The 12667-nt window shown below is 56.0% G+C and carries 11 protein-coding genes and 1 riboswitch; of the genes, 5 read left to right on the top strand and 6 right to left on the bottom strand.

All coding sequences use genetic code 11. The features are described 5' to 3' along the window. From ACJ5NV_RS02805 to ACJ5NV_RS02815, 3 genes are all read right to left on the bottom strand, one after another. The gene (locus ACJ5NV_RS02805) at positions 1-450 is read right to left on the bottom strand and encodes a GNAT family N-acetyltransferase (RefSeq protein WP_411642098.1); all 450 of its coding nucleotides are present in this window, start codon (positions 448-450) and stop codon (positions 1-3) included. Beyond that, the gene (cobW, locus tag ACJ5NV_RS02810) at positions 447-1508 is read right to left on the bottom strand and encodes a cobalamin biosynthesis protein CobW (RefSeq protein ID WP_411642099.1); all 1062 of its coding nucleotides are present in this window, start codon (positions 1506-1508) and stop codon (positions 447-449) included. Before cobW ends, ACJ5NV_RS02805 begins: the two co-directional genes overlap by 4 nt. A gap of 78 nt (positions 1509-1586) precedes the next feature. Continuing rightward, entirely contained in the window at positions 1587-2228 is a 642-nt protein-coding gene (locus tag ACJ5NV_RS02815; protein ID WP_411642100.1) for a HupE/UreJ family protein, read from the bottom strand. Positions 2229-2333: 105 nt separating this feature from the next. After that, positions 2334-2548, bottom strand: a riboswitch (cobalamin riboswitch). 483 nt (positions 2549-3031) lie between these two features. Here ACJ5NV_RS02815 and ACJ5NV_RS02820 point away from each other — a divergent pair. Together ACJ5NV_RS02820 and ACJ5NV_RS02825 are read left to right on the top strand one after the other, a co-directional pair. Beyond that, positions 3032-3811 carry a succinate dehydrogenase iron-sulfur subunit gene (locus ACJ5NV_RS02820; protein WP_411642101.1) on the top strand — a complete coding sequence of 260 codons (780 nt, stop codon included), beginning with the start codon at positions 3032-3034 and terminating at the stop codon, positions 3809-3811. A gap of 256 nt (positions 3812-4067) precedes the next feature. Next, on the top strand, positions 4068-4919 hold the full coding sequence (locus ACJ5NV_RS02825; protein ID WP_411642102.1) for an urea carboxylase-associated family protein: 852 nt from the start codon (positions 4068-4070) through the stop codon (positions 4917-4919). Between the two features lie 107 nt (positions 4920-5026). On the opposite strand, the gene deoD is transcribed toward ACJ5NV_RS02825, so the two are convergent. The 3 genes from deoD to ACJ5NV_RS02840 form a co-directional block, all read right to left on the bottom strand. Continuing rightward, positions 5027-5731 carry a purine-nucleoside phosphorylase gene (gene deoD, locus ACJ5NV_RS02830; protein ID WP_411642103.1) on the bottom strand — a complete coding sequence of 235 codons (705 nt, stop codon included), beginning with the start codon at positions 5729-5731 and terminating at the stop codon, positions 5027-5029. Positions 5732-5961: 230 nt separating this feature from the next. Then, positions 5962-6303 (bottom strand): H-NS histone family protein, encoded by a 342-nt coding sequence (locus ACJ5NV_RS02835; RefSeq protein WP_411642104.1) that lies wholly within the window; start codon positions 6301-6303, stop codon positions 5962-5964. A 105-nt stretch (positions 6304-6408) separates the two neighbouring features. Continuing rightward, positions 6409-8376, bottom strand: coding sequence for a methylmalonyl-CoA mutase family protein (locus tag ACJ5NV_RS02840; RefSeq protein ID WP_411642105.1), 1968 nt, complete (start codon positions 8374-8376; stop codon positions 6409-6411). 133 nt (positions 8377-8509) lie between these two features. Here ACJ5NV_RS02840 and ACJ5NV_RS02845 point away from each other — a divergent pair, with 133 nt between their 5' ends. The 3 genes from ACJ5NV_RS02845 (at position 8510) to ACJ5NV_RS02855 (ending at position 12451) form a co-directional block, all read left to right on the top strand. Beyond that, entirely contained in the window at positions 8510-9910 is a 1401-nt protein-coding gene (locus tag ACJ5NV_RS02845; RefSeq protein WP_411642106.1) for a 1-acyl-sn-glycerol-3-phosphate acyltransferase, read from the top strand. A gap of 115 nt (positions 9911-10025) precedes the next feature. Beyond that, positions 10026-11318: a crotonyl-CoA carboxylase/reductase gene (ccrA, locus tag ACJ5NV_RS02850; RefSeq protein ID WP_411642107.1), complete on the top strand. Its 1293-nt coding sequence runs from the start codon at positions 10026-10028 to the stop codon at positions 11316-11318. A gap of 362 nt (positions 11319-11680) precedes the next feature. After that, entirely contained in the window at positions 11681-12451 is a 771-nt protein-coding gene (locus tag ACJ5NV_RS02855; protein ID WP_411642108.1) for a helix-turn-helix transcriptional regulator, read from the top strand. The last annotated feature ends 216 nt before the right edge of the window (positions 12452-12667 follow it).

Consider the following 12667-nt stretch of genomic DNA (forward strand, 5'->3'; position numbering starts at 1 on the left):
TCACAGCGATTTCTCCATGAAGACAGAGGATTTTGCAGCGGCGTAATCACCAAACGGACCGCAATCGGTGAAGCCATGGCGGCGATAAAGCTGATGCGCGGCATGCAGAAGGTTGCCGGTTTCAAGCTTTAGCTGGCTGACGCCTTCTTCGCGCGCAGTATCTTCAAGCTGGCGCATCAGCGCATCGGCGACGCCTTTGCCGCGCGCGGCCTCATCCACGAACATGGATTTGATTTCGGCGTAGCCCTGTTTGATCGCGACCGCACCGGTGCCAAGGATGCTTTCACCCTGACGTGCGGTGAAGAAATGGATGTGGTCGGCAACAAGATCATCAATATCGAGAAAAAAGTTATCCTCTGGTGGAAACAGACTTTCCATCAACGCATGGCTTTGTTTCAGCAAAGCGACCGCGCCGGGATGGCGCGGGTCGGTTTTTTCGACAATGATCATGCTTGCAGCGCTGTGGTGATTGCAGCCTGATCCAGCCCTGTTTCGCCGATCACCACCAATCGGGTTTCGCGGGGGGCGGTGCCAAAAGGCTGATCGAAATAGGTGTCCACACGCGGGCCAACAGCCTGTAACGTCAAACGCATGGGCTTGCCGTCCACAGCAACAAACCCTTTCAGCCGTAAGATACCATGGGCGCGGATCACATCGGACACCTGTGCGGCAAAGGCGCTGGCGTCGGTGATTTCACCACGGGTGACAATGAAGGACTGAAACTCATCATGACCATGGCTGTGTGCGTGGTCATGGTCGTCTGCGTCATCATCGTGGTGGTGGTGATGGTGGATTTCGTGGCGGGCGGCAAGGTCAGCCTCTGCCCCGATCCCTTGCCCCAGCAGTACGTCGACGGGCAGGGCACCCATGCTGGCGCGGACCACCTGCACCCCATCGCGGCTTTCGGATTTCAGGCGGGTGGTCAGGGCTGTCGCCTCATCCTCTGCCAGCAGGTCGATTTTATTCACGACGATCATATCGGCGCAGGCCACCTGATCTTCGAATAATTCCGACAGCGGTGTTTCATGGTCAAGGTTTTCATCCTGCGCGCGCTGGGCGTCTACGGCGGCGACATTATGGGCGAATTGCCCGTCATGTACCGCGCGGCCATCGACCACGGTGATGACACCATCAACGGTGACTTTGGTGGAAATACCCGGCCAGTTGAAAGCACGCACCAGCGGTTGCGGCAGCGCAAGGCCAGAGGTTTCAATGACGATATGATCGGGCTTGTCTTCACGGGCAAGCAGCTGTTCCATTGTGGGGATGAAATCATCGGCCACGGTGCAGCAGATGCAGCCGTTTGACAGTTCGACAATGTCACCTTCGGTACAGGTTTCTTCGCCGCAGCCTTTGAGGATGTCACCATCGACGCCAAGATCACCAAATTCATTGATGATCAGCGCGATTTTCTTGCCGTGCGCATTTTGCAGCATGTGACGGATGAGCGTGGTTTTTCCGGCGCCCAGAAAGCCGGTAACAACGGTGGCGGGGATTTTGGCAGGCATCTGCGATCCTTGTCAGCTTTGACCAAACGGAATGACGGCCCCTGCGGGACCGCCATACGACATATTTTGATGTGTGCTTCAGGCGGTGATTAGCGCCACAATCGGGCCTTCGATGATCTCTAGCGCAAGGAAGATGCCCACACCGGCAACCATCGCGCCGCCAAGACGGGCGTTGATGGCTTGTGCGTCATTGGCGCCGAGTTTTTGCACGGCCCAGCCAGCGGCGATGGCGATCAGATATTGGATCACGCCAAGCCCCAGCAGGTAGCCTGTCAGCACAGCTCCGCCAACGCCGCCTTCTTGTTCGGCGATGGACCCGCCAAAGGCCGACCCATGGAACAGTCCAAAGAGCGCAAAGAGCAGCATTGCGGCGGTGGGGGATAAGGCTTTGCCCGACAGAACAACGCCGCCCAAAACGATCAGCGAGACAACGATTACGGTTTCGGCCAGCGGCATGGCGATGCCCGCATACATCAGTGCGCAGCCTGCAAGCATTGCGGCGATATAGGCCGCAGGTGTAAGCAAACGCTGGCTGGTAAAGGCAGCGGCGATCCCCATCGCTATCACAAAGAACAGATGGTCAAAGCCAAGCACGGGGTGGCCAACACCTGACAAAACGCCGTGGGTGAAGGTTTCCATCGGCATCCCGCCCAGCGGGTGATGGGCCAAGGCAGGTGAAGCAGCGAGGGTCAGCCCTGCAGCGGTGATTAGTTTTTTCATGTCAGTCCCCTTTGGATCTTAATAAAGGGGGGATTTCATGGAGCGGCCCGCGATTGCCCGGACCCGAACCCCCACGGAACACCCCGTCCGTTGTCGTTATCCGAACCTGCGGCCCGGTGTATGGCTGGTCTCCTGGCTTGCGGGTCACTGCACGTTACGGCCTTCCCGGTTTCCCAGTGGCATTGTCGCAACGCACTTTCCGCATACAGTCGCGGGGGCGGCTGTGGCATCGGGCCTCCGATAAGGATCGGCCTTTCCACATTCCCATTTGATCCCCTGATGCTTGGCATATGCGGGGAACCATACGTACATCGTTGTGCGCTTTGGTGGGCGGCCTCGTCAAGATACAAAGCGCGTATCCGCGCGATGATGGTTTTGGTTTTTGACGCAGTGCAGTCGTAGGCGGGGGTGTTGTCGGCCTTACGCGGCATTCGCGTCAGGTTTTTATGAATTTTTCTGATGGTATAAGGGGTAGATCAATCACGATGGGCAGCGCAGGGTCTTGAAGCTATCAATGCGCAATTGAGTGCGGCAGTGTCGCAGGACAATTCCGTCGCCATCGCCAGCTTTTTAAATCACTTTTTACTGATTTTTCGATCGACACCAAAACCCCAAAATTTTGCGCATAGTTTGAAGAGAATGACACATACGCTTGGCCACAAAGGATGTGGTTGCGTTAGCTTAAGTCCCCAAAGGGCGCATTGATACCGTAAAACGCGCGGTGTTTTTTTCTGCTACTGCTTTGCCTTACTGGTCAAAGGCTTTATGGTAGTCAGAGCACACACCACACTCGGGTTCGGAAAATGGTACAACTGACACTTCCAAAGAATTCTCGCATGACGGTCGGGAAAACCTGGCCAAAGCCGGAGGGCGCCACCAATCTCCGCAAAGTGCAGATCTATCGCTGGAATCCGGATGACGGGAAGAACCCGCAGTTGGACACCTATTTTATCGATATGGATGATTGCGGCCCGATGGTTCTGGACGCGCTGATCAAGATCAAGAATGAGATCGATCCGACGCTGACCTTCCGCCGCTCCTGCCGTGAAGGGATCTGCGGGTCGTGCGCGATGAATATCGACGGCATCAACACGCTCGCCTGCATTTACGGGCTGGATGAGATCAAGGGCGACATCAAGATCTATCCGTTGCCGCATATGGCGGTGATCAAGGATCTGATCCCCGACCTGACCCATTTTTACGCCCAGCACGCCAGTATCATGCCGTGGCTGGAAACCAAGACCAACCGGCCCGCCAAGGAATGGAAGCAATCAATCGAGGATCGCAAGAAGCTCGATGGGCTTTATGAGTGCGTGATGTGTGCCTCATGCTCGACCGCCTGTCCATCCTATTGGTGGAACGACGACCGGTATTTGGGACCAGCTGCACTGCTGCACGCCTATCGCTGGATCATCGATTCGCGTGACGAGGCGACGGGAGAGCGTCTGGATGATCTGGAAGACCCATTCAAGCTCTACCGCTGCCACACGATCATGAACTGCGCCAAGACCTGCCCTAAGGGGCTGAACCCGGCCAAGGCGATTGCGCATATCAAGGGGATGATGGTCGAACGGATGGTGTGACCAGCATCCGCGTTTTGACAAGGACAATCAAATATAGGGTTCGCCTGATTGCAGGCGAACCCCACCGGTCATTACCGGCCACGGCCATCGGCGTCCCCGCCTGTTCCGTGCAAACACAATCCCGCGACATGGTTAACGCTTTGTTATTATTGGCCCGGAAATATCCTGGGGGAGACCCGCAGGGTCGGGGGCAAAGCCCCGAAAGAACAGCGTCAGAAAACCATTGCGAACCCCGCTTGGCTGGCGATGATGCGTCATGATTGAAAACGACCCACCCAGTGATGCCGCAGCCCGTCGTGCAATTGCACCCGTGATCTGCTACCCGACTGCAACATTGCCGCAACCCGACATGGCGCTGTATGATGCGGCCCGTCAGGACGTGCAGGAAACCGCGCGCGTGACCGTGACTCCGCGCGATGCGAATTATATCGTCGTCCCTGCTGGGCATTTTCTGCGCATCCACAGTGTACACGGCCCACAGGTCGGGGATCTCAACCTGTTCAATGCGCATGATCTGTCTGAGCGGTTCTATTCCGGCAAAACCCGTGCGCTGCATGGTACGCATGTGACCACTGGCGACAGGCTGTGGTCGTCTTTCCCTGCTTTGCGCCCGATGGCGACGATCACGCATGACACGTTGGGCTGGTATGGGATCGACCAATATGGCGGCTCTGTACATGACGTGATCGGCACCCGGTGCGACCCTTATACCGGACGGCTGCTGTCGGGGGCGGATTACCATCATTGCTGTCATTCCAACCTGACCCGCGCGCTCGCCGATCATACCGACATGGACCTGCATGACGCAGAGGCGCATGTGCATGACGTGCTCAACGTCTTTATGTGTACCGGCTTCACCCGCGACACCGGGCAATATTTCATGAAAGCCAGCCCGGTGCGACCCGGCGACTATCTAGAGCTATTTGCCGAAATTGACCTGCTTGCGGTGCTCAGCGCTTGCCCAGGTGGCGATTGCGGCGCGGAACATTCCAGTGATGTTACGCAATGCTATCCATTGGAAATGCAAGTACTTGCCCCGGACCCCGCCCGGCTGCTGGGCTGGTCGTCCCCGCAAGCGAATGGCTATGACCGCAGCCACGGGCGGTAGGGCTTTCCGCATCATGGCACCGGTTCGGACCAGAGTGTCCGGGGCTACTTGCCGCGCAGCTTCATAGCGTCGACAAACGGCCCCCGATTTTCTTAGGTCACACGGCTTTATGCAAAGGCTGCCTGCAATGCGATTTCGATCATATCGCCGAAACTGCGCTCGCGGTCCTCTGCTGGCAATGCTTCGTGGGTGATCAAATGATCACTGACTGTGAGCACGGCAAGCGCCCGGCGGCCATGTCGCGCAGCGAGATTATAAAGCTCAGCCGCCTCCATTTCGACACCAAGAATACCGTGCCGGGTCATTTGTTCATTCAGGTCTGGTCGTTCATCGTAAAATGTGTCCGATGAATAAATGCTGCCCACATGGGTGGTCACGCCCTTTTCCCGCGCCGCCTTTTCGGCCGCGACCAATAGTGCGAAATCGGCACAGGGGGCAAAATTGAATTCACGGAAAATGCTACCGGACGGCGTCGCAATGGAAGAGGCGCTCATCGCCAGAATAACATCACGAATCCCCACATTTTCCTGCATGCCACCGCAGGACCCGACGCGCACCAATGTCTGGACGTCATAGTCACTGATCAATTCATTGGCATAAATTGACAGGGACGGCATGCCCATGCCCGACCCTTGAATTGTCACATCATGCCCGTGCCACGTCCCGGTAAAGCCCAGCATACCGCGCACCTGATTAATGCAGCGAGGATTTTCAAGATAGGTTTCAGCGGCCCATTTGGCGCGATAGGGATCGCCGGGCATCAATACCGTCGGGGCAATATCACCCTTTTCTGCGTCAATATGAATTGTCATGATCATCCCCTTTTGTCGGTTTTTGACAGCTTATGATACGGGTACGGAAAGTGAAGCGGAATGCGCGTGTTCAGGCCAAGGGACAATCAACCAATGGCAGGGACAATAACACTTGTTTGGGCTGTCAGGTGGGGGCGGGTGCAGCGCAATTTGCTGGTATTCAACAAGAATGCGCTGCTATCGTAAATGTCCCTTCGGTTATTTCTGCCCGAAAAGAAAACGCTCTGGTATCAGATTTCCATGTCTTCTGGGGGCTTCCCAGCGGCCAGCGCAGTTTTGAACCATTCAGGTTGGCGTCCCTTACCGGTCCATGTTTGTTCGCTGTTTTCGGGGTTACGGTATTTGGGAGCAGATGGTTTCTTTGCGCCACTACCGGGTTTGCGGCCACGTTTGGGCGCCGCTGGTTCAGCGGTAATTTCATCCAGCGAAAACCCGTGTGCCGCAGCAGCTTTCTGAGCGGCGGCAAGTGCAGCTTTCTTTTCTTTTCCTGAAACGCGTTCCAGAGCCTTATCGACATCCGCTTTCAGTTTTTCCAACTCCTTGCGGGTCATGGATTTGAGGTCTGACTTCATAATACTCTCCAATTCAACTGGTCACCCATAGCACGCAGCACTATAATACAAATGTGTAAACCGCAATATTCTAGCCAAAAGTATAATCAAGGCACGAAAAAGGGTTTATTCGGCTGCGTGGGCCCTTGGATCGACAAGTATGATGATATCCTGCATGATCTTATTTAATTCGAAATCTTTCGGCGTGTAAATCCTCGCGATACCCATAGCATACAGTGAATTCACGTCTTCGCTCGGAATAATGCCACCAACAATAACCGGGATATGGCCACAGTCAACTTTCTTCAGTTTGTCCATTACATCCTGCACCAGTTGGATGTGAGAGCCTGATAAGACGGACAAGCCAATAACATGGGCCTCGTTATTTTGTGCGGCGGCGACAATTTCATCAGGCGTCAGCCGAATACCTTCATAGCTGATATCCATACCGCAATCGCGGGCGCGGGCGGCGATTTGCTCAGCCCCGTTGGAATGCCCGTCCAGCCCCGGTTTGCCCACCAGCAATTTTAGACGCCGCCCCAATGCGGCGCTGACCAGATCCACCTGTTCGCGTAGATCATCCAGACCCTCTGTCCGGTTGGATGGGTTGCGGCTGACACCGGTCGGCGCGCGATATTGGCCAAAGACGGTGCGGATCACATTGGCCCATTCGCCCGTCGTTACACCGGCTTTGGCGCAGGCAATGGAGGGCCCCATGATATTCGCGCCAGAGCGTGCGGCCTCTGTCAGCGCTGCAAGGGCGGCATTGACAGTTTCACCGTCACGATCCGCTTTCCATGCGTGCAACCGACCCAGCTGATCTGCCTCGGCCTGTGGATCGGCGACCATGATCGCATCATCGCCTGCTGTCAGCGGCGAAGGCTCTCCTGACTGCCATTTATTGACGCCGACAACTGTCGTTTCACCTGTTTCAATTCCGGCAATCCTTGCCGCATTGCTTTCGACTAATCGCGATTTCATATAGGCAATCGCGCCCACCGCACCGCCCATTTCGTCAATTTGCGCCAATTCAGCCCGCGCGCCTTCTTTCAGCGCATTGACTTTGCGCTCAATGGCCGGGTTTCCGTCAAAAAGATCATCAAACTCCAGCAGGTCCGTTTCATAGGCCAGAATTTGTTGCATCCGCAGTGACCATTGCTGGTCCCAAGGGCGGGGCAGGCCAAGTGCTTCGTTCCAGGCCGGTAATTGCACTGCGCGGGCGCGGGCGTTTTTCGACAGCGTCACGGCAAGCGTTTCCAGCAGAATACGATAGACGTTGTTTTCAGGTTGCTGCTCTGTCAGCCCCAATGAATTGACCTGCACCCCATAACGAAACCGCCGGTATTTGGGGTCTTCCACATTGTAGCGGGTGACACAAATTTCATCCCATAATTCGACAAAGGCGCGCATTTTGCCAAGCTCCGTCACAAAACGAATGCCCGCATTCACGAAAAACGAAATGCGCCCGACCATTGCCGGGAAATGGGCTTCCGGGACCTTGCCTTTCAAGTCATCAAGCACCGCCGTGGCTGTGGCCAGTGCAAACGCCAATTCCTCTTCCGGCGTCGCACCCGCCTCTTGCAAGTGGTAGGAACAGACGTTCATCGGGTTCCACTTTGGCAGGTGCTCACGCGTATAAGCCGCCACATCGGTAATCATCCGCAGTGACGGTTCAGGCGGGCAGATATAGGTGCCGCGCGACAGGTATTCCTTGATGATATCGTTCTGCACAGTGCCCTGTAGGGCCGCGACATCCGCGCCCTGCTCTTCGGCGACCGCAATATAAAGCGACAATAACCAAGGGGCCGTCGCGTTGATCGTCATAGAGGTGTTCATCTGGTCCAACGGGATCTGATCGAACAGCGCCCGCATATCACCCAGATGGCTGACTGGGACGCCAACCTTGCCGACCTCGCCCTTGGCCAGCACGTCATCGCTGTCATAGCCTGTCTGTGTCGGCAGATCGAAAGCCACAGACAACCCGGTCTGGCCCTTGGCAAGGTTGCTGCGGTAAAGTGCATTGGATGCGGCAGCGGTCGAATGGCCGGCATAGGTGCGAAACAGCCAGGGGCGATCTTTCGGCGTCTGCGACATGGGTGACCTCTGATTTGTGACGAAACGATATTACTCAAATAACTTAGTAGGGGACATTTTATGCCATTGTCAATTCGCTGCGTTGCGGCATGACAGGATTTACCAATCCGCGCTTCCCTGTCACGGTCTTGCGATGACGCAAACCGTTTCCATGCCGCTCTGGGTTTTTGTGCTGATCGTCCTGTTCGCAGCGGTGACTTTCGCGTCGCATTTTCTGTTTCCATCTGTGCGCTGGTTCTTTCGTAAACGGGCAGAGCGTGTGATTGCGCGCGTCAATCAGCGCCTGCAACGCCCGATCGAGCCGTTCAAGCTGGCGCGCCGCTATGATATGATCCAGCGGCTGATCTATGATCCGGCGGTCACACAGGCCATTGTCGAACATGCGCGTCGGCAGAAAATCCCTGAAAATGTAGCGTTCGAGCAGGCCCGGCGCTATGCACGCGAAATCGTGCCATCCTTTTCTGCCACCGCTTATTTCAGCTTTGGAATTCGGCTGGCGCGCTGGCTATCGAAATCGCTCTACCGGATCAAGCTGGGCACGCTGGACCGCAAGCGCCTGTCTGAAATCGACCCCGATGCCACGGTGATCTTTGTGATGAACCATCGCAGCAATATGGATTACGTGCTGGTCACCTATTTGGCCGCAAATGCTGGGGCGCTCTCCTATGCTGTTGGTGAATGGGCGCGGGTCTGGCCGCTCTCTGCGATCATCCGGGCGATGGGCGCCTATTTCATCCGGCGCAAATCGCGCGGCAACCTCTACCGTAAGGTGCTTGCACGCTATGTGCAGATGGCGACACGCGGCGGGGTCAGTCAAGCGGTCTTTCCAGAAGGCGGGCTGAGCCTTGATGGGAAACCTGCGCCGCCCAAGAAAGGGTTGCTCAGCTATATTATCGAGGATTTCGACCCGACACAGCGCGATGTCATCTTTGTGCCAGTGGCGCTGAACTACGACCGGGTGCTCGAAGACACATTCCTGATTGCCGCCGGTCAGTCGGGCGAACGGCGCTTTCGCCCGCCGCTTTGGAATATCCTGTGCCGTGTCAGCCGCCATATCTGGCTGCGGCTGACACGGCGGTTTCATGGGTTCGGCACAGCCTCTGTCAGCTTTGGCGATCCGCTGCGATTGTCAGAAGTCGCGGGCGGCAAAGATACTGACGTGACTGATGCGGTGGCGGCCGAACTCATGCGCAGAATTGCTGCCGTGATCCCTGTGCTGGGCGTGCCGCTGGTCGCGCGTGCATTGCTGGGAACCGGCCCGACAACGATCAGCGCGCTTGAGGCAGAGGTCCACGCGACGATCAACACGCTCGCCACCAGTCACCTGCCGCATCCGCGCAGGCAGCCAGCCACCGTTGTGCAGGATGCAATCGCACATCTGAAAGGCCGCGGGCTGATCGAAACATTAGCGTCACAGGTGCAGATTACCGATCAGGGCCGCACAATCCTGCCATATTACGCCAACTCCATTCAGCATCACTTTGATGCGGGGGCAGAAAACACCGGCTCAATGCTGCGTTCGCGAGGTAATTAAATTACAAAATATTATCAATTATGATTGCATAATTGCTTTACCATTGTGTATCACATGATGGAACGCCCCGATTCTGCGGTGCGGCAAGACATGGATACGAAGGATGGAGAGCACGATGGCCCTGGATCAATCAGCCCAAGCGGCGACCTATGACGCGCCGAAGAAAGACCTGTATGCGGTCGGCGAGATGCCCCCATTGGGGCATGTGCCCGCGCAGATGTACGCCTGGACCATCAGGCGAGAGCGGCACGGCGAACCTGACAAGGCCTTCGCGGTTGAAACCGTCGATTGCCCAAAGCCTGACAGCAACGAAGTGCTCGTTTTGGTGATGGCGGCAGGGGTGAACTACAATGGCGTTTGGGCCGGGCTTGGCATTCCGATCAGCCCCTTTGACGTGCATGGGGCTGATTACCACATCGCCGGGTCCGATGCGTCGGGGATCGTCTGGGCCGTGGGCGACAAGGTCAAACGCTGGAAGGTCGGCGATGAGGTCGTCATTCACTGCAATCAGGACGACGGCGATGACGAACACTGCAATGGCGGCGACCCGATGTATTCGCCCAGCCAGCGGATTTGGGGGTATGAAACCCCGGACGGCTCCTTTGCGCAGTTCACCTGTGTGCAAAGCCAGCAGTTGATGCCGCGCCCGCAACACCTGACATGGGAAGAAAGCGCTTGCTACACGCTGACGCTGGCAACGGCCTACCGGATGTTGTTCGGTCACGAACCCCATGATTTGAAGCCGGGGCAAAACGTGTTGGTGTGGGGGGCGTCGGGCGGCTTGGGCTCTTACGCGATCCAGTTGATCAATACGGCGGGGGCAAATGCAATCGGTGTGATCAGCGATGAAAGCAAACGCGACTTCGTCATGTCACTGGGGGCTAAAGGCGTCATCAACCGCAATGATTTCGGTTGCTGGGGGCAGATGCCCACGGTGAACACGCCGGAATATCAAGAATGGTTCGCGCAGACCCGCAAATTCGGCAAGGCCATCTGGGACATCACCGGCAAGGGCGTAAATGTGGACATGGTGTTCGAACATCCGGGCGAGGCGACATTCCCGGTTTCGACCTTCGTGGTGAAACGCGGCGGCATGGTGGTGATCTGCGCCGGGACGACTGGCTACAATCTGACGATGGATGCCCGCTATATGTGGATGCACCAAAAGCGGCTTCAGGGCAGCCATTTCGCGAACCTGAAACAGGCTTCAGCGGCGAATGCGTTGATGGTGGAACGGCGCCTTGATCCCTGCATGTCAGAGGTCTTTGGTTGGGATGAAATCCCCGCCGCCCACACCAAGATGCGCAAGAACCAGCACAAGCCCGGAAACATGGCGGTTCTGGTGCAGGCCCCGGTCACCGGACTGCGAACTTTTGACGACACGGTAGAGGCATCACAGGCGCGTTAGTGCGCGCCATTTTCGGTTTCCAGTGGGCGCAGCGCATGCAGGCTGCGCCCACTTTTTGTGCCGTTAACGCGGCCTTCGCCGAAACACGCTGTCTACCCGCTATTTATGGGGGGTATGAACACGTGGGTAAAATTTTCACGAATCAAATGCTACTATAAGTTGTTAACGGCGGGTTAAGGTTTAGAGAAGGATACGGTAAATGGGACATGAATGGATTATTGACGTTTTGGCGGATCTTAAATCCTTTGCAAAACAGAACGATTTACCACTTCTCGCTGTCCAGTTAGAAGAGACTTCGCTTGTCGCATCGGCGGAAATTGCTACAATGGTTGGGAAATCGTCTCCAGTGATGCGAGGAGACCATGCTGGAACTCGACCAATTTTTGCAAGCTCTGGATCAAGCCGACGCGCTTGATCAAATTCAACAGTTGATAGTTGATCTTCGTGATTACTGTCAGGTTGATCATATTGTCTATCACTGGGTCAGTGCCGACGGCGAACAATACGGCTTCGGCACCTATGATCCGCGCTGGGCGCAACGCTATTCCGACAGGGATTACTTGCGCGTTGATCCCGTTATCATCGGTTGTTTTCAGCGTTTCGATCCCGTCGATTGGAAGAAATTGGATTGGTCGTCCAAGGCCGCTCGGGCCTTTCGCAAGGATGCGATTGCACATGGGGTTGGCAATCAGGGATTTTCCATTCCGATCCGGGGACCAAACGGTCAACGGGCGCTGCTGACCGCCTCGCATAATACCGATGATGTGACATGGGAAGAATTCATGGAAACGCATCAACGCAACTGGATTTTGATTGCGCATTATCTGAACCAAAAAGCGCTCCAGCTTGAAAAGTCACGCACGCCTGAACCCATGCGCACATTATCACCGCGCGAGGTGGATGCGCTGACATATCTTGGGATGGGCTATAGCCGGGGGCAGGTGGCCGATCTTCTGAATATTTCAGAACACACGCTGCGGGCCTACATCGAAAGCGCGCGTTTCAAACTCGGCGCACTGAATACGACCCACGCCGTGGCGCGGGCGATCAGCGAGGGATTGATCGTCGTCGGCGGCGCTGCGCGCGCGGCGGCCGGCGGGTGGCCAGGGCGCGGCGAACCGGGAAACCTGTGAAAAGGCGTTTCGTTTCGAACCCGCGACATCAAACATCACCAATCGCATTTGCGCCAAAGATGATTGGCCGTAATTGATGATTCAGGGGTGAATCGAAACGCTCTGCGGCACGGACTAAAACCTCTAAATATTAATGAACGAAAGGCCCGGCATATTAATCGATCGCCGCTATTGCACTCATAAATCTTTTGCACGTTGTAATCGTTTAAAAGGTAG

The sequence above is a fragment of the Loktanella agnita genome (assembly GCF_046640325.1).
Classification (GTDB): domain Bacteria; phylum Pseudomonadota; class Alphaproteobacteria; order Rhodobacterales; family Rhodobacteraceae; genus Yoonia; species Yoonia agnita.

Coding starts and splice junctions, on each gene's coding strand:
- ACJ5NV_RS02840 (WP_411642105.1), bottom strand. CDS start 8,376: ATGTCGCAGACGCCGAAAGATCGCCCCTGGCTGTTTCGCACCTATGCC.
- cobW (WP_411642099.1), bottom strand. CDS start 1,508: ATGCCTGCCAAAATCCCCGCCACCGTTGTTACCGGCTTTCTGGGCGCC.
- deoD (WP_411642103.1), bottom strand. CDS start 5,731: ATGACAATTCATATTGACGCAGAAAAGGGTGATATTGCCCCGACGGTA.
- ACJ5NV_RS02820 (WP_411642101.1), top strand. CDS start 3,032: ATGGTACAACTGACACTTCCAAAGAATTCTCGCATGACGGTCGGGAAA.
- ACJ5NV_RS02845 (WP_411642106.1), top strand. CDS start 8,510: ATGACGCAAACCGTTTCCATGCCGCTCTGGGTTTTTGTGCTGATCGTC.
- ACJ5NV_RS02855 (WP_411642108.1), top strand. CDS start 11,681: ATGCTGGAACTCGACCAATTTTTGCAAGCTCTGGATCAAGCCGACGCG.
- ACJ5NV_RS02825 (WP_411642102.1), top strand. CDS start 4,068: ATGATTGAAAACGACCCACCCAGTGATGCCGCAGCCCGTCGTGCAATT.
- ACJ5NV_RS02805 (WP_411642098.1), bottom strand. CDS start 450: ATGATCATTGTCGAAAAAACCGACCCGCGCCATCCCGGCGCGGTCGCT.
- ccrA (WP_411642107.1), top strand. CDS start 10,026: ATGGCCCTGGATCAATCAGCCCAAGCGGCGACCTATGACGCGCCGAAG.
- ACJ5NV_RS02835 (WP_411642104.1), bottom strand. CDS start 6,303: ATGAAGTCAGACCTCAAATCCATGACCCGCAAGGAGTTGGAAAAACTG.
- ACJ5NV_RS02815 (WP_411642100.1), bottom strand. CDS start 2,228: ATGAAAAAACTAATCACCGCTGCAGGGCTGACCCTCGCTGCTTCACCT.